The sequence below is a fragment of the Streptomyces sp. R21 genome (genome assembly GCF_041051975.1).
GTDB lineage: Bacteria > Actinomycetota > Actinomycetes > Streptomycetales > Streptomycetaceae > Streptomyces.
The window spans coordinates 2754439-2771369 of sequence record NZ_CP163435.1; the positions used below are offsets into that span (position 1 = coordinate 2754439).

Here is a 16931-nt window from a genome sequence, read left to right on the forward strand (position 1 = left end):
TAACGGGCAATTCGTACGCTCACCGACATCGGACAACGTCGGAAGGGGCAGCCCGTGGCCGTACAAGGCCCGCAGAGCGAGGACAGCCGGGTGCGGACGGTCTGCTCGTACTGCGGTGTGGGCTGCGGCATGGTCCTCGACATCGGCATGGGCCCCGACGGGCGGCGTACGGTCCTGAAGGCGTCCGGCGACAAGGCCCACCCGGCGAACGCCGGACGGCTGTGCACCAAGGGCGCGACCACCGCGGACATGCTCGCCGCGCCCGGCCGGCTGACCACCGCGCTTGTGCGGGACGACCGCGGCGAGGAGCCGGTGCCCGCGCCCGTGGACGCGTCGATCCGCGAGACGGCCCGCCGGCTGCGCCGCATCGTCGACGAGCACGGTCCGGACGCCGTCGCGTTCTACGTGTCCGGGCAGATGAGCCTGGAAGCGCAGTACTTGGCGAACAAGCTGGCCAAGGGATTCGTGCGGACGAACCAGATCGAGTCCAACTCCCGGCTGTGCATGGCCAGTGCGGGCGCCGGATACAAGCTGTCGCTGGGCGCCGACGGGCCGCCCGGCTCGTACGACGACCTGGACCGGGCGGACCTCTTCCTCGTCATCGGCTCGAACATGGCCGACTGCCATCCCATCCTCTTCCTGCGGCTCATGGAGCGGGTCAAGGCGGGCGCCAAGCTGATCGTCGTCGACCCGCGGCGCACCGCGACCGCCGCCAAGGCCGATCTGTTCCTGCAGATCAGGCCGGGGGCCGATCTGGCGCTGCTCAACGGGCTGTTGCACCTGCTGCACGAGAACAGGCACACCGATCCCGGCTTCATCGCCGAGCACACCGAGGGCTGGGAGGCGATGCCCGAGTTCCTCGCCGACTATCCGCCCGACGTCGTCGCGGGCCTCACCGGGCTCGCCGAGGACGACATCCGGGAGGCGGCGCGTCTCATCGGCGAGGCGGCCAAGTCCGGTGAGTGGACGAGCTGTTGGACCATGGGGCTCAACCAGTCCACGCACGGCACCTGGAACACCAACGCCCTGGTGAATCTGCATCTCGCGACCGGGGCGATATGCCGGCCCGGCAGCGGCCCGTTCTCGCTCACCGGGCAGCCCAACGCGATGGGCGGGCGCGAAATGGGCTACATGGGACCGGGGTTGCCCGGCCAGCGGTCCGTGCTGGTCGACGAGGAGCGGGCGTTCGTCGAGGAGCTGTGGGAGCTGCCGCCCGGCACGATCCGCGCGGACGGGGTCGGCAAGGGCACCGTCGAGATGTTCCGGAAGATGGCCGACGGCGAGATCAGGGCCTGTTGGATCATCTGTACCAACCCCGTTGCCTCGGTGGCGAATCGGAAGACGGTCATCGAGGGCCTCGAAGCCGCCGACTTCGTCGTCACACAGGACGTCTTCGCGGAGACGGAGACCAACGCGTACGCCGATGTCGTGCTGCCGGGCGCACTGTGGACCGAGACCGAGGGCGTCCTCATCAACAGCGAGCGAAACCTCACGCTCGCACAGCCCGCCGTCGAGCCGCCCGGTGAGGCGATGGCGGACTGGCGGATCATCGCGGCCGTCGCCCGCGAGATGGGGTACGAGAAGGGGTTCTCCTACGACAGCGCCGAGCAGGTCTTCGAGGAGATCAAGCGGGCCTGGAACCCGAAGACCGGGTACGACCTGCGGGGTGTCACCTACGAGCGGCTCCGGGAGACGCCCGTGCAGTGGCCGGCGGCGCGGGAGGACGGGCCGTCGCGCAATCCGATCCGGTATGTGGACGCCGGCGGAGGCGAGTTGACGTTTCCCACGCCGAGCGGTCGGGCCGTGTTCTTCGCACGACCGCACCTTCCCGACGCGGAGATGCCGGACGACGACTTCCCGTTCGTGCTCAACACCGGGCGGGTGCAGCACCAGTGGCACACGCTGACGAAGACGGGCAAGGTCGCCAAGCTCAACAAGCTGAACCCCGGGCCGTTCGTGGAGGTGCATCCGCGGGACGCGGCGGCGCTGGGCGTCGCGGACGGCGACTCGGTGGAGGTCGCCTCGCGGCGGGGGCGGGCCGTGCTGTCCGCGGTGGTGACGGACCGGGTGCGGCCAGGGTGCCTGTTCGCTCCCTTTCACTGGAACGACCTGTTCGGGGAGTATCTGAGCATCAACGCCGTGACCAGTGATGCGGTGGATCCGGTGTCGTTCCAGCCGGGGTTCAAGATGTGTGCGGTGTCCGTTGCGCGGGTTTCTTCGCCCCCTCCGCCCCTTCCCGTCCCGTCCCTGGGCGCTGCGCCCCCAGACCCCCCTGTCGGCCTGACGGCCTCGTCCTCGAACTCCCCCACTCTCGGCTTCGCTCGAGCGGGGGGACCCCCACGACGGGCTGAGGCCTTCGGCCTCATCCCCAGTTCGCCGCCCGTGCTCTCCGCCCAGGAGCGCCAGTACCTCACCGGGTTCCTCGCCGGGCTCGAATCCGGGCTTCCCGGTGTTCCGGTTCTTCCGCCGGAGGCGCCCTTCAGCCCCGAGCACGCGCTCTGGGTGAACGGTGTGCTGGCCGGGATGTACTCCAGGACCGTGGCGGCGCCCCCGGAGCCGAGCGGGCGTGAGGTCGTCGTGCTCTGGGCCTCGCAGACCGGCACCGCCGAGGAGTTCGCGGCGGCCACCGCCGAGCGGCTCTCCTCGACCGGGCATCGGACGACCCTCGCCGGCATGGACGACACGGACCTGGCCCGACTCCCGCGCGGCGCCGACCTGTTGCTGATCACCAGCACGTTCGGCGACGGCGACGCCCCCGACAACGGCTCCGGCTTCTGGGACGCCCTCGCCGGACAGGAGGCCCCGCGGCTCGACGGCGTGCGCTACGCCGTGCTGGCCTTCGGGGACTCCTCCTACGACGACTTCTGCGGCCACGGACGCCGACTGGACGCGCGCCTCGACGAGTTGGGCGCCGTACGCCTGGCGCCCCGCACGGACTGCGAGCCGGACTACGAGCCGTCCGCTGACGCCTGGCTCGACCGGGTCCTCGGCGCGCTGAGCAGCGCGGAGACCGCACCGCCGAAGGTGATCCCGGCCCAGGTGACAGTGCCGGCCCAGGTGACAGCGCCCGCCCCGTCGGCCGCGCGGGCGCCGAAGGCCGCGCCCGCCACCGTCCGCCTCGCCGGCAACCGGCTGCTCAGCCTGCCCGGCGCGGGCAAGGAGGTCCGCCGGTTCACCTTCGACACGACCGGGACCCCGCTGACGTACGAGACGGGTGACGCGCTCGGCGTACGGCCGGTCAACTCGCCCCGGCTGGTGGAGGAATGGCTCGCGATATCCGGCGTCGGCCACTCGACTGCCGTAGACATCAACGGAGTTGGCGAAGTGCCCTTCGCCAAGGCCCTGGAACGGCACCTCGACATCACCAGTATCACCCCGGACCTGCTTCGCTTCCTGTCCGAACGCACTCAGGACAACCGGGAGTTGAAGCGGCTGCTGCGGCCGGACAACAAGGACGGGCTGGCGCAGTGGTCCTGGGGGCGACAGGCTGTCGACGCCGTCGCCGAGCATCCCGTGCGCGCCTCGGCGCAGGAGTGGGCGGGGGTGTTCAAACGGCTTCAGCCAAGGCTGTACTCCATATCGTCGAGCCCGCTCGTCGACCCGAGCCGGGTGTCGCTGACGGTGTCCGTCGTGCGGTACGAGAACCTGCTCGGGCGCCCCAGGAACGGGGTCTGCTCGCCCTTTCTCGCCGACGCCGAGCCGGACATCGCCGTCCCGGTCTTCGTCCAGCGGTCGCCGCACTTCAGGCCTCCGGCCGACCCCTCGACGCCTATGATCATGGTCGGCCCGGGCACCGGGGTCGCGCCGTTCGTCGGGTTCCTGGAGGAGCGGCGGGCGCTCGGGCACCGGGCACCCAACTGGCTGTTCTTCGGCGAGCAGCACCGCGCCACCGACTTCTACTACGAGGACGAGCTGACGGCCTTTCAACAGGACGGCACGCTCAGCCGGTTGGACACGGCGTTCTCCCGCGACCAGCGCTCCAAGGTCTACGTCCAGGACCGGATGCGCGAGCACGGGCCCGAGCTGTGGCACTGGCTCCAGGACGGCGCCCGCTTCTACGTCTGCGGGGACGCCTCCCGCATGGCCAAGGACGTCGACCGGGCGCTGCGGGACATCGCCGTCGCGCATGGCGGCCTCGGCGAGGCGGAGGCCACCGCCTACGTCAAGCAACTCGCGGCCGACAAGCGGTACGTGCGCGACGTGTACTGACAGGTGTACGTGCCTTTACGTGCGCGACGTGCACTGAGACGCGTACGTGCGCGACGTGTACTCGCGCGCTCCGTACATCCGCGATACGTAGTGAGACGTGTACATAATTGAGCAAAACCGTCACCCTCCTACGCAATCGAGGCGTCCCTCATGAGCCTGAGCATCCGCAACCAGCTCCCCGGCACCGTCACCTCCGTCACCCCGGGCGAGGTGATGGCGACGGTCAAGGTCCGTCTCGACGGGGGCCAGAACCTGACCGCGGCCGTCACCCTGGAGGCCGTCGAGGATCTGGGGCTCGCCCCGGGGTCCAAGGTCCGCGCCCTGGTCAAGTCGACGGAGGTGTCCCTGGCCGTCGGCCCGGTGGACGGGGTGAGCATCCGCAACCAGCTCCCGGGCACGGTCACCGACGTCGCCACCGGCGGCGCCATGGCCCGCGTCAAGGTCGACGTCACGGGCTCAGAGCTGACCTCCGCGATCACCAAGGACGCGGTCACAGAGCTCGGCCTGACCTCCGGCACCCCCGTAGTGGCACTCATCAAGTCGACCGAGGTGTCCCTCTCCAACGCCTGACACCCGGCCCGACGGGGGCAGCCCCGCGAACGACGTCCCCGCGGGCTCCGCTTCTTACCCGCCTCACACCGGACTTTTCACATCCCGCGACACCCCGCTCACCTGCGGGAATTAGCGTTCAACGCCGTGTACTTGGCAGAAACGAGCCCGCCGCCCACCCGTCGGCGGGCCCCCGCACAGGCGTGGACACCGGACGAGACCCCGCCTCAGTGGCACCGCGTCCTGACCCTGCTCGCCGACATCAGCCTGTTCATCGGCACACGCGACGTCTGGGTGCAGGCCGCCAGCCACCGCCCCCTCGTGGCCGCGGCCATCTCCCTCTGCTACGCCGCCATCCTGGTGACCGGCGTGCTGGCGCTGGTCGTGCGCAGCAGCCGTACGCTGGCCCGTCTCGACCTCGTCGTACTGGTGACGGCCGTGACGCTCACCCTGTGCGCGTACGCCATGAAGCACGCGGGCAGTGACGAGGCGGTCCTGACCACACAGGCCGCCCATCAGTTCCTCGCCGGTCACCCGGTCTACGGGCAGCCGTGGCCCTGGCTCTTCGGCCACGGCGTCGCGCTCACCCCGACGGCGACCGGCGGCTACGACTTCACGTACGGCTATCCGCCACTGTCCCTGCTGCTCACCTCGCCCCTGCTGTGGCTGGGACACGGGGCGGCCGCGGCAACGCTGGTCAGCACCGGCGCGCTGATCGTGGGGACGATCGTGATGTGGCGGCTGCTGCCTGCGCCGTGGCGCTCGGCGGCCACACTGGTCTGCCTCGGCTTCGGCCTGCTGCCGACCTACGCCCGCCTCGGCTATCCGGCGGTCGTCGCGCTCGCCCTGCTGATCCCGGTGGTGGTGGGCTGGCCGCGGATGGGCGGCGGCGGGCGGGGCGACTGGGTGCGGGCGGCATGCCTGGGCGCCGCCTGCGCGGCGCAGCAACTCCCGTGGTTCCTGGCGCCGTTCCTGCTCGCCGGGGTGTACGCGCTGCGCCGCGGTGAGCTGGGGCCACGCGGGGCCGCGGCGGCCGTCGGGCGGATCGTCGGCGTCGCCGCGGCGACCTGGCTGCTGATCAACGCCTACTTCATCCTGCACGAACCGAGCGCCTGGCTGTCCGGCATCGCGCTCCCCCTCACCCAGGGCGCCGTCATCCACGGCCAGGGCCTGGTGGACCTCTCGCTCTACTTCACCGACGGCAGCGACCGGCTCGTCTGGTACTCCCACGCGAGCCTGCTGCTGGCCGCCGGGCTGCTGGCGCTCTTCGTGCTCTTCGTCCGCCGGCTGGGCCCGGCGGCGACCGTGCTGCCATGGTGCGCGTTCTATGCGGCGACGCGTTCCCAGGACGGCTACTACCTGCTGATGACCCCGCTGTGGCTGGCCGCGGCCGTCACCGCGCCGCCGCCGTCGTTCACCACCGCGTGGCAGCCGCGGCCCGCCTTCCTGCGCGGGCCGCAGCGTCGCCGGGCCCGGCTCGCGGTGACCGTGCTCCTGCTGTGCCCGTCGCTCGCGGCCGTGACCGTGGCGGCGACGGGGACGCCGCCGCTGCGCATGCACGTGCTCGACGCGCACCGCTCCCGCGGCGCCCTGACCGAGCTCACCCTGCGCATCACGAACAACGACGACACGGCCCTGCGCCCGCACTTCACGCTGACCACGGGCCAGGGCATGAACCGCTTCTGGATCCTGGTCCGAGGCCCGGTCGTACTCGACGGCCACGCCTCGGCCCGCTACGAACTCCGGCCGCCCGACGGCCGGTTCCCGCTCCCGCGGCCCGGAGTGCGCATCCGGGTAAGGGCGTTCACCGCCACGCCGATGACACTGTCGAGCGCGGACGTACGACTGGACCGAGGCACCCGGGCCTGAGCGACGCCCAACTCGGCATCGCTGTTGCTGAGTTCAGCCCTCGAAGCCGCCCTCGGCGAGCAGCTTGTCGACGCGGGCCCGGTGGGCCGCCTCCCACTCGTCGAGGGTTTCGTCGGCCTCCTTCGCCAACGCGGCCCGCGCGGCGCGGAGTACCTCCTCCTGGCGGGCGCCGGGGGCGACCGCGACGCCCTCCTCGTCGGCGACGACGATGTCGCCGGGGTGCACGGTCACGCCGCCGCACAGCACCGGGGTGTTGAGCGGTGCGACGGCCTTCTTCTCCCCCGGGACGGGGATGACTCCGCGGGCGAAGACGGGAAAGCCCATGTCGCGCACCTCGGCGAGGTCGCGGATCACTCCGTCGGCCACGAGGGCGACGATCCCCCGGCGCTGGGCGATCGCGCAGACGTTTCCTCCGGCGAGCGCGTATTCCACGTCGCCGCCCGACTCGACCACGAGGATCGAGCCGGGCGCCGCGCGGTGGATCGCCGCGTGCAGCATGAGGTTGTCCCCGGGAGGGCACCGCACGGTGAACGCCGGGCCCGCCACGCGCGGCGGCGGGGACCACAGCGGCCGTACACCGATGTCCATGACCTGCGCTCGTCCCACGAGAACGGCGAGAGTCGTCGTGGGTACGTGCTCGAATCCGGTGACGGCGTTCATGGCCCGGCCCTCCGTGGGTTGTCACGCGACCCTGCCGAGGCGCTGCCGCGGCCTCATTTTCGGTCGGGGAAGAGCCCCAAGGGTACGGCGGCGGCCAGCGCCCGGTAGCCGTCGGGGTTGAGGTGGAGCCAGTCACCGACCTGGAGGGACGGGAGCAGGCGCCGGGGGTTGTCCGGGTCGCGGACCGCGCGGTCGAAGTCGATGACGGCGTCGAAGCGGCCGCTGGTGCGGATCCAGGTGTTGACCGTCTGCCGCGTCGATTCACGCAGCCCGTCGGCGTCGTCGTACGGCGAGTTGCCGCCGAAGGGCAGCAGCGTCGCGCCGTACACGCGGATGCCCTGGGCGTGCGCCCGGACGACGATCTGGTCGTAGGCGGCGGTCAGTTCGGTGGCGACGCGGCTCTGGGCGGCCGGGGTGGCGTCGGCGGTGCCGATGTCGTTGACGCCCTCGAAGACGATCAGCCAGGCGACGCCGCTGCGGGCCAGGACATCGCGGTCGAGGCGGGCGAGGACATTGGGGCCGAGGCCGTCGTTGAGGACGCGATTGCCGCCTGCCGCCTGGTTCAGAACGGCCACGTCGTCGGTGCCGGGGTGCGCCCGGAGCCGGTCCAGAAGCTGGTCGGGCCAACGGTTGTTGGCGTTGGTGGTGGAGCCGCGGCCGTCGGTGAGGGAGTCACCCAGTACCGCGGCGGCTGCGGTACCGGGACGGGAGAGGACCTCGACATCGCTGAGCAGGTACCAGTGATCGACCGGCGTCGCCTGCGGCAGGTCGGCGTCCCGCGTGTGGTCGCCGCCCTTGAGGAGGTACGAGGTGGTGCGGGAGCCGGGGTGGGAGGTGAGGGCGAGCGACGCCTGCCCCTCGGCCAGGTAGGCGGTGACCGTCAGGTTGGAGCCCGGCCGGAGGTCGAAGTCCAGGGCGTCGGAGACCAGTTGGGCCCCCGCAGGCACGGTCGCCGAGTCCCGCCCGGCGAACGTCACCCGGTGTACGGAACCGGCCTCGACGGCGCTGACACCGGCCCGCCCCTCCGCCGGCAGCGCCACCGTCACCGCGGTGAGCGGCAGCGGGGTCCCACCGAAGGCGTTGGAGAAGCGGAGCCGGATGCGGGCGCCGCCGGTGGCGACGTGCACGGTCTGACGCAGCGTCGTGTCGACGAGCGTCGAGGCGCTCCCGGTGAACGGGGCGGGCGGCAGGTTGCCGGGTTCGGTGAGTTGCGGCATCGCCGTCCAGGTGTTCACCCAGCTCCGGCCGGGCGCCGGTTTCCCGCCCGTGGCCTGGACGGCGGTCGACGTCCAGACCAGGGCGAGGGCGAGGACGCAGACGGTGAGGAGGTGGACGAGCGGCACCTCGCGCGACAAGCGCTTCGGCAGCAGTTTCGGCATCATGTGACCGTGCAGACCGTTCCGTTGAGGGTGAAGGCGGTGGGCGCGGCGCTGTTGCCGGTGTGCGTCGCCTGATAGCCGATGCTGACGCTCGCGCCCGGGGCGATCGCGCCGTTGTAACCGGCGTTGGTGGCGGTCACGTTGCCGCTCGCGGGGGCATAGGTGGCACCCCAGCCGTTGGTGATGGTCTGGCCGGAGGGCAGGGTGAAGCCGAGTTTCCAGCCGTTGACGGCCGAGGTGCTGGTGTTGGTGACGGTCACCGAGGCGGTCAGACCGGTGTTCCAGGCGTTGGTCGTGGCCGTCACCTTGCAGGCGCCCGCCGGGGGTTGGGGCACGGAGCCCCCGCTGTCGAGGCCGAAGAACGTGAGGACGCGGGCCCCCATGCCCCAGGTGTACAGGTTGTGGCCGACGCCCTGAAGGCTGATCGCCTCCACAGGAGCACGGTCACCCGTGGAGCCGTAGCGGGTACGGGTCCAGCCGGACTGGGGCGAGTCGGTGGCGGCCGGTGTCTGGCTGACGCCGAGCACGTTGGTCCACTGTTTGATCTCTTCGCCGAAGTTGGGGTAGCGCAGGGTCTCGTCGTCGGTGCCGTGCCAGACCTGCATACGCGGCCGGGGCCCGGAGTAGCCGGGGTACGCGCCCCGCACGAGGTTGCCCCACTCCTGCGGCGTGTGGATCACCGTGCCGCCCGAGCACGCGCTGTTCCACTCGGAGCCGTCGGTGGTGGCGAAGCAGCCGAACGGCACACCCGAGAACGCGGCGCCCGCCGCGAACACGTCGGGGTAGTCGCCGAGCAGGACGTTGGTCATCATCGCGCCGGAGGAGATCCCGGTGGCGAAGATCCTGCTGGTGTCGGCGCTGTACGTACGGGTGACCCAGTCGACCATGGACTTGATGCCCACCGGGTCGCTGCCGCCGTCGCGGTGCAGTGCCTGCGGCGAGGAGACGTCGAAGCACTTGCTGGCCCGGGTGACGGACGGATAGACGACGATGAAGCCGTACTGGTCGGCCAGCGAGGCGTACTCGGTGCCGGAGTACATCGCCGGACCGGAGCCCGTGCAGTAGTGCACGGCCACCACGACCGCGGGGTGCGCGGTGACACTGGCCGGCACGTACAGGTACATCTGCAGATTGCTGGGGTTGGTGCCGAAGTCGGTGACCTCGGTGAGGGCCGCGGCGGCGACTTGGGGGCGGGCCGGGGTCACGGGGGCGACCGAGGCTGAGGCCGCGGGTGCCGCGCAGAGCACTGCGGCGAGTAACGGCAGCGCTCCGAGCAGCGCCACCAGCACCTTGCGCAGTGCTCTCCTGACATCGTGTGCGGTGTTGCCGGCAGTCGTGGACACGTCCTTGCCCCTTCCGTCAGCAGGAGGAATTGCGAAGCATCGTGGCATGGACACGGCAGCCATGGAAGCGCTCCCACGCAATGGCCGGAAAGCGCTTGCCGGAGCTCTTGCCGGTCGCACCGCCGCCGGTGTCCCAGGCGGCGGTGCGACAGCTTTTCAGGCGACTTCGGTCAGCTGGTCCGCGAGGGTCGCGCGGGCTCGCGCCACCCGCGAACGCACTGTGCCGACAGGGCAGTTGCTCGCCTCGGCCGCCTCCGCGTAGGGCAGGCCGAGGAGTTGGGTCAGGACGAACGCCTCGCGCCGCTCCTCGGGCAGCGCGGCCAGCAGATCGAGCAGCGCGACGCCGTCGTCGAAACCCGGCAGCCCGCATGGCTGGGCCAGCTCGACGGCCAGCTGCCAGTCCGGGGCGTCGGAGAGGCGGGGCCGGGCGGCGGCGTACCGATAGCTGTCGATCACCGCGCGCCGGGCGATCGACAGCAGCCAGGCGCGGGCCGAGGAACGCCCCTCGAATCGGTGCAGGCTGCCCAGTGCGCGCAGGAACGTGTCCTGGGCCAGGTCGTCGACGGCCTGTGGATCGGCGCACAGATGGGCGACGTAGCGCCGGACGTCGCGGTGGAGGGCGCGGACGAAGTGCTCGACGGCGTCCGCGTCACCGCCACGGGCGGCGAGCGCCCAGGCGGTCGTGGAGTCGTCCATCGCTTCCCTGGGGTGGCCCGTATCGGTTGCGCCTCCGTCGCCGATGTCGCGCGAGGCGGGCGGGGCAGGAGTGATCACCTGGTGTCCTTCTCGGGTCGTCCGGGGCCCGGACCGAGGGCGCGCGCGGGGCACGCCGGGTCCGCGATCCGGTACGTGGGGTACGGCCGTACGACGCCTGCACCGACGTATCGACGTACCGGAGTGCGGAGTGCCGACTGCCGGTGCGTGGGCGGTGTGGGCGTACGGCGAGGCCCGAGGCCGCACACGGGCTGCCTCGGGGCTACCGGCTGCCGTCAGGCGGCAGCGGTCCCCGGGGGCGGACCCCGAGAAGTGATCGCGTGGACGAGAAGGAGAAGGCGCGGCGTCCGGCCCGAGCGGTGCCGGCGGGGACGGAGGCGCGGGCGATCCGCCGGAACGGGCAGAGCGAGCAGCAGCCGAAGCGGCGCGGCCAGCCGACCGGCGACGGCCCGCAGAATGCGGAACGCGGCCCGCTCCCCGTACGCGAGCCACAGCCCGCACAACAGGGCGGCCAGCAGGTGGGCGCCGAGCATGCCGAACGACGAGGAGCCGCCCATCACCTGCCCGGCGTGATCCATATGGCCCGGACCCATGTGGCTCATGTCCATTTGGCCGGAACCCATGTGGCTCCTGCCTATGTGGCTCATGTCCATGTGCCCGGAACTCATGTCGTCTCGGCCCATGTGCCCAACGCCCATGGATCCCAGGCCCATGGGTCCCACGCCCATGGATCCCGACTCCGCAAGCGAGAACGCGGAGTGAAGAGCCGTCTGCACGGCGACCACCACGGAGACGACGATCGGCAGCCCCCGCTCACGGCCGGCCAGGCACCAGCCCGCCGTGCCGGTCACGACGGCGCCGACGGCCAGAGCCCAACCGGGCACGTGGTGACCGGACATGACGACGTGTGCCAGGGCGGCGAGCAGCACACAGACGGCCGCGAACACCGCGGCCCGTACTGTGCGAGAACACCACCCAGCAGTCATGGCGCCCCATCCTCGCATCCAGGCGACGGCCGTCACGGGTGGGTACGGAAGGCACCCCGGCCCCGCACTCAGCCCGAGGCATGTGATCCGGACCACGGCACAAGAATCCCTGCAAGAGGACGTGTCACGATCCCGGGACGGACCCTGGCCGCCGCCCCATCGAGGAGCTGTAGATCATGGCAAACCTGGCACACAACCTCGTGCTCACCGCGGCACGTCACCCACACCGGCCGGCTCTGCGGCTGGGCGACCGGACCTGGACGTACGCCGAGGTGGACGTCATGTCCGCCCGGGTCGCGGCGTCCCTGACCGCCGACGGGCTGCGCCCCGGCGACCGGGTCGGGCTGATGCTGCCGAACGTGCCCGCCTTCGTCGTCCTCTACTACGGCATCCTGCGCGCCGGCGGCACGGTCGTCCCCGTCAACCCGCTGTTCAAGGCGCGGGAGATCGAGTACTACCTGTCCGACTCGGGCGCCGGCCACCTGTTCACGACCGACCTGTCCCTGGCGGAGGCGGAGCCCGCCGCGCAGGCCACCGGCACCCGCCTCGTCCGCGTCGACATGGCCGATGTGACCGCCGGTGCGGGGTCGTTCGAGCCGCTGGCCGCGGTGGCCGACCGGACCGGCGACGCGACGGCAGCCATCTTCTACACCTCGGGAACGACCGGCCGCCCCAAGGGCGCCGAGCTGTCCCACGACAACCTCGCGCGCAATGTCGAGGTGGTCACCCGGCTCTTCGACCTCAGCGAGCAGGACGTGATGCTGGGCTGTCTGCCGCTCTTCCACATCTTCGGGCAGGGCTGCGCGATGAACGCGGCCCTCAGACAGGGCGCCTGTCTGGTGCTCGTCCCGCGGTTCGACCCGGCCGAGGTGCTGCGCGCGATCGAGCGGGACCGTGTGTCGATCTTCGAGGGCGTTCCCACCATGTACGCGGCCCTGCTGCAACAGCCCTCCGGGACGGACACCTCCTCGGTGCGGCTGTGCGTGTCCGGCGGCGCCTCCCTGCCCGTCCCCGTCCTGCACGCCTTCGAGAAGCAGTTCGACTGCGCCATCCTGGAGGGCTTCGGCATGTCCGAGTGCTCGCCGGTGGTCTCCTTCAACCACCCCGACCGGCCGCGCAAGCCCGGGTCGGTGGGCACCCCCATCGACGGCGTCGAGGTCCGGGTCCTCGGCCCCGACGGGACACCGGTGCCGCGCGGCGAGACGGGCGAACTCGCCGTCCGCGGGCACAACGTGATGAAGGGTTACTGGAATCTTCCGGAGGCGACGGCGGAGACGATCGTGGACGGCTGGCTGCGCACCGGCGACCTGGTCCGCGAGGACGAGGACGGCTACCTCTTCGTCGTCGACCGCAAGAAGGACATGATCATCCGGGGCGGCTACAACGTCTACCCGCGCGAGATCGAAGAGGTCCTCTACGAGCACCCCGACGTCCTGGAAGCCGCCGTCCTGGGCATCCCCCACGACACCCTCGGCGAGGACATCGCCGCCGCCGTGGTCCTGCGCCCCGGAGTCGGTCAAGACCCCACGGAACTCCAGCAGTTCGTCAAGGACCGCGTGGCACCGTACAAGTACCCCCGCGAGATCGTCTTCCTGGACGCCCTCCCGAAGGGCGCCAGCGGCAAGATCCTCAAGCGGGAGATCACCCTCCCGAGCTGACCGGCCCACGCACACGTCCGGGCCGCGGCACAGAAACCGCGGCCCGGACGTGGCAGAAGTCCCCCTCACCCCCGCGTCGGGTCAGCTCGTCACACGGAAGGTGGCGTCGCTGCGCTCCGTCGCGGTGCTGATCGGGGCGAGCTTCAGCTGGTACGCGTAGTGGCGGATGTAGCGGTCGGGGTGGTTGTACGACTGGAACGACGACCATGCCGAGTCGGCGAGCCCGCCGACCTGGCGGAAGGTCGCGTCCTCGGCGAACGCGGTGGTGCCGTCGTTGTGGACCAGTTGGAAGTCGGACCCGTCGTGCCGCAGGAAGTACCCGGGGAAGTTCACCGACTCGAAGGAGACGGTGCCGGAGCCCGCCAGGCCGGACCGCAGCCGGAACTGGGCGTCCTGGGCGGGGCTGACGCCGGGGTCGATGCGTACGTCGAAGTTCGTGTGCCGTACGTAGCGGTCCTGGAAGTTGTACGACTGGAGCCGGTTGACCGCGGTGTTGGCGAAGCGCGCCTGCACCCGGCTCTCCTCGGCTGCTGTCAGGTTCAGGATCTCGCCGTGCCGCTTCTTGGTCCCGCCCATGGCGTAACTTCCCGACGCCGGAAGCCTGTAGGTGCCGGCGGTGGACGGATCGGTGGTCAGGACCGGCATGTACCCCTTTCCGGCGGCGTACTGGTCGAGGTAGAGCGCCCACTCGCTGCGATCGCGGAACTTCATCCACATCGGGCCTTCGACCTGGGAGCCGGTGAGGCCGATGCCGGAGAGGTTGCCGATGGTGGTCCACGTTCCGAGGATCGAGTTGCTGCCTTCGAGCGTGATCTGGCCGTCGCCGGAGGCGCGTACGTAGCGGTATGTGCCGACGCCGGCCGGTTCCTCGACGATCTGGGTGTCGATGATGCCCTGTGTGCCGGGGCGGTCGATGTAGAGCTGCGGGGTGGTGATGCCGCGGAAGTCCGTGGTGCGGGCGTAGTAGATGCGGTGCTTCAGCACGCCGTTCAGGGTGGCGTTGGTCGCCCAGTACAGGACGTAGTCGTTGGTCTCCGGGTCCCAGATCGCCTCCGGCGCCCACGCGTTGCGCCCGTCGGGGATCGCGCCCGCGACATTCAACAGCCACGGCTGCGACCAGGTGACCAGGTCCTTCGACTCCCAGACCACGAGGTTGCGGCTGCCGTTGGAGGTGGAGTCGTCCCAGGACTGACCGCAGTCGATGCACAGGTCGGTCGCGATGATCCAGTACCGGCTGCCGTCCGGAGAGCGGACCAGGGCGGGGTCACGCACCCCGCGTGTGCCCACCGTGGAGCGCAGGACCGCTCCTCCGCCGTTGAGGTCGGTCCAGTGCAGGCCGTCCGTGCTGTGCGAGAAGTAGATCTGCTGGCCGGTCGCCCCCTCCCCGATGAAGTGCGCCATCAGGTAGCCCGGGTCAGCGGCGGCGGCCCGCTCCGGTGCCGTCACGACCTGGGCTGTGAAGAGCAGGCAGGCGGCGACCAGTATCGCCGACAGCCGGGCGCGAAGCGCGGCCATGTACGTCTCCTGTCGTTCTGCGAGTGCCATGATCGGGCGGCGTCAGTGGCACGACGATCCACGGTTCGATTTATCGAACGACGTTCGCAGAGCCGGGCAGACGCTAAGTGCCGGAAGCCAGGTGCGTCAATCCCTCCGGCATGCGCAAGTGCCGCCTAAGCCGGAGTGGCGTCCGGGTCGGTCTTGCACAGCAGGGCGATCAGGCCGGAGCGCCGCGAGTTGGTGATCCAGGTCTTCGCCCCGTCGACCACGTATCCGCCGTCGCCGTCCCCGCGAGCGACGGTGCGCATGGCCTGCAGGTCCGAGCCGCCGCCTGGTTCGGTCAGGGCCATTTATCGAGACGGCCCTCGGCATGGAGCGGGCCCACGAGGTGTGCGCCACGCCCCGTGTCGTCCGGGCCGCCTTCGGCAACGTCGACCTCACCGGCCAGCTCGGCATCGGCCCGCCGGTCGACGGCGTCACCACCGCCGTACGGGACACGGAAGCCCTCGACGCCGACCTCGCCCACGCCCGACGCCTGGGCTTCACGGGCAAGCTCTGCATCCATCCGCACCAACTCCCGTACGTGGCCGACGGATTCGCGGCGACGACGGACGAACTGCACTGGGCCCGCACCGTCCTCGGCGCCGGTGACCCTCATGCGCACGCGCAGAAGCGCAGGTCAGGCCCCCTTGGCTACAGGCTCCAGAATCGCCACGCACTCCACATGGTGCGTCATCGGGAACAGGTCGAACGCGCGCAGCGTCCGCACCTTGTACCCGCCGTCGCGGAAGTACGCCAGGTCCCGTGCCAGCGCCGCCGGGTCGCAGGCGACGTACGCGATCTTGCGGGCGCCCAGCGACGAGAGGTGCTCGACCGTCTTCTTGCCTGCGCCGGCGCGGGGCGGGTCCAGGACGATCAGGTCGACCTCGGTGATGCCGGTGCGCGGGAGGACCGTCTCGACCTTGCCCTGTTCGATGCGGACGCGGTCGAAGGCGGCGAGGTTGTGGCGGGCGTCCTCCACGGCGCGCTTGCCGGACTCGATGCCGAGGACCGCTCCCTTGTCGCCGAGGCGGTCGGCGAGGGCGCCGGCGAAGAGGCCGACGCCGCAGTACAGGTCGAGCGCCATGTCGCCCTTGCGGGGCAGCAGGCCCTGCATGACGGCCTTGACGAGGGTGTCGGCGGACTGCGGGTGGACCTGCCAGAAGCCGCCGCTGCCGACCCGGTGCGTACGGCCGTCGGCACGCTCGCGGACGAACCCGCGGCCGTGGACGCGGTGGATGCCGCCGTCGTGCTCCTCGACGCGCATCACCGAGACCGGCTTGTTCAGCTCGACGAGGGGCAGGCGGGCGCCCGGGCGGGGCTCCAGGATCACCATGCGGTCCTGGGAGCCCGTCGCGGCGATCGCCTCGACGGACTGCATGCCGGACCAGTCGCGCTCCTCGATGCCCAGCTCGCTGACGCCGGGCGCGGCGATCATGCAGTGCTCGATCGGCTCGACCTCGTGCGAGCGGTGGCGCCGCAGTCCGGCGTTGCCGTCTGCGTCCACCGCGTACTGCACACGCGTACGCCACTGGGGCACCTCGCCGGCCGGGAGCTTGTCGCCCTCGGCGGGCATCACCGTGCCGTCCCAGCCCGCCTCCTCGGGGGTGAGCCCCGCGAGCCGCTGGAGCTGCTCGGCGATGACCTCGCCCTTGAGGCGGCGCTGCGCGCCGGGCTTCGCGTGCTGCCAGTCGCAGCCGCCGCAGCGGCCAGGGCCGGCGTACGGGCAGGGCGCCTCGACCCGGTCCTTGGAGGGCGTGAGGATCGTCACCGCGTCGGCGCGCAGGAAGCGCGCGCCCTCCTCGCCCTCGGTCACGCGCGCGACGACCCGCTCGCCGGGCAGCGTGTGCCGTACGAAGAGGACCTGGCCCTCGTCCGTACGGGCGATGCAGTGCCCACCATGGGCGACGGGGCCGATCTCGACCTCGTACTCCTCCCCCACCAGCGAATTCTTCGGTTCTGCCTGCATGGTGGGGTGACTCCAGAAAAGAGAAGGGGGAACGGCCGGACAACAGCCCACCAGTCTAC

Annotated in this window: 12 protein-coding genes and 1 pseudogene; 4 read left to right on the forward strand and 9 right to left on the reverse strand. The window is 71.2% G+C overall.

The window, feature by feature from the left end:
• The first annotated feature begins 54 nt into the window (after positions 1 to 54).
• The 3 genes from AB5J56_RS12350 (at position 55) to AB5J56_RS12360 (ending at position 6627) form a co-directional block, all read left to right on the forward strand.
• Positions 55 to 4209: a molybdopterin-dependent oxidoreductase gene (locus AB5J56_RS12350; RefSeq protein ID WP_369232752.1), complete on the forward strand. Its 4155-nt coding sequence runs from the start codon at positions 55 to 57 to the stop codon at positions 4207 to 4209.
• 150 nt (positions 4210 to 4359) lie between these two features.
• Positions 4360 to 4779, forward strand: coding sequence for a molybdopterin-binding protein (locus AB5J56_RS12355; protein WP_369232753.1), 420 nt, complete (start codon positions 4360 to 4362; stop codon positions 4777 to 4779).
• Positions 4780 to 4905: 126 nt separating this feature from the next.
• Positions 4906 to 6627, forward strand: a complete 1722-nt coding sequence (locus tag AB5J56_RS12360) for a hypothetical protein (protein WP_369232754.1) — start codon at positions 4906 to 4908, stop codon at positions 6625 to 6627.
• Positions 6628 to 6660: 33 nt separating this feature from the next.
• Here AB5J56_RS12360 and AB5J56_RS12365 read toward each other — a convergent pair whose 3' ends face one another.
• From AB5J56_RS12365 to AB5J56_RS12385, 5 genes are all read right to left on the reverse strand, one after another.
• A complete protein-coding gene (locus AB5J56_RS12365; RefSeq protein ID WP_369232755.1) occupies positions 6661 to 7287 on the reverse strand; it encodes an RraA family protein in 627 nt (208 codons plus the stop codon).
• A 53-nt stretch (positions 7288 to 7340) separates the two neighbouring features.
• The gene (locus AB5J56_RS12370; RefSeq protein ID WP_369232756.1) at positions 7341 to 8669 is read right to left on the reverse strand and encodes an SGNH/GDSL hydrolase family protein; all 1329 of its coding nucleotides are present in this window, start codon (positions 8667 to 8669) and stop codon (positions 7341 to 7343) included.
• Entirely contained in the window at positions 8666 to 10009 is a 1344-nt protein-coding gene (locus AB5J56_RS12375; RefSeq protein WP_369232757.1) for a PHB depolymerase family esterase, read from the reverse strand. Before AB5J56_RS12375 ends, AB5J56_RS12370 begins: the two co-directional genes overlap by 4 nt.
• Positions 10010 to 10165: 156 nt before the next feature.
• Entirely contained in the window at positions 10166 to 10705 is a 540-nt protein-coding gene (locus tag AB5J56_RS12380; protein WP_369242511.1) for a sigma-70 family RNA polymerase sigma factor, read from the reverse strand.
• 293 nt (positions 10706 to 10998) lie between these two features.
• Positions 10999 to 11709: a hypothetical protein gene (locus tag AB5J56_RS12385; RefSeq protein WP_369232758.1), complete on the reverse strand. Its 711-nt coding sequence runs from the start codon at positions 11707 to 11709 to the stop codon at positions 10999 to 11001.
• Between the two features lie 176 nt (positions 11710 to 11885).
• On the opposite strand from AB5J56_RS12385, the gene AB5J56_RS12390 reads away from it, so the two are divergent.
• Positions 11886 to 13367: a long-chain fatty acid--CoA ligase gene (locus AB5J56_RS12390; protein ID WP_369232759.1), complete on the forward strand. Its 1482-nt coding sequence runs from the start codon at positions 11886 to 11888 to the stop codon at positions 13365 to 13367.
• Between the two features lie 81 nt (positions 13368 to 13448).
• Here the strand turns inward: AB5J56_RS12390 and AB5J56_RS12395 are convergent, their stop codons facing one another.
• From AB5J56_RS12395 to AB5J56_RS12410, 4 genes and pseudogenes are all read right to left on the reverse strand, one after another.
• A complete protein-coding gene (locus tag AB5J56_RS12395) occupies positions 13449 to 14882 on the reverse strand; it encodes a glycoside hydrolase family 43 protein (protein ID WP_369232760.1) in 1434 nt (477 codons plus the stop codon).
• A gap of 158 nt (positions 14883 to 15040) precedes the next feature.
• Positions 15041 to 15214: pseudogene (locus AB5J56_RS12400) on the reverse strand (acyl-CoA dehydrogenase family protein); the annotation flags it as partial.
• Positions 15205 to 15528: a hypothetical protein gene (locus AB5J56_RS12405; RefSeq protein WP_369232761.1), complete on the reverse strand. Its 324-nt coding sequence runs from the start codon at positions 15526 to 15528 to the stop codon at positions 15205 to 15207. The pseudogene AB5J56_RS12400 and the gene AB5J56_RS12405, both read right to left, overlap by 10 nt.
• Before the next feature lie 15 nt (positions 15529 to 15543).
• Positions 15544 to 16872, reverse strand: coding sequence for a class I SAM-dependent RNA methyltransferase (locus tag AB5J56_RS12410; protein ID WP_369232762.1), 1329 nt, complete (start codon positions 16870 to 16872; stop codon positions 15544 to 15546).
• Positions 16873 to 16931: the final 59 nt, after the last annotated feature.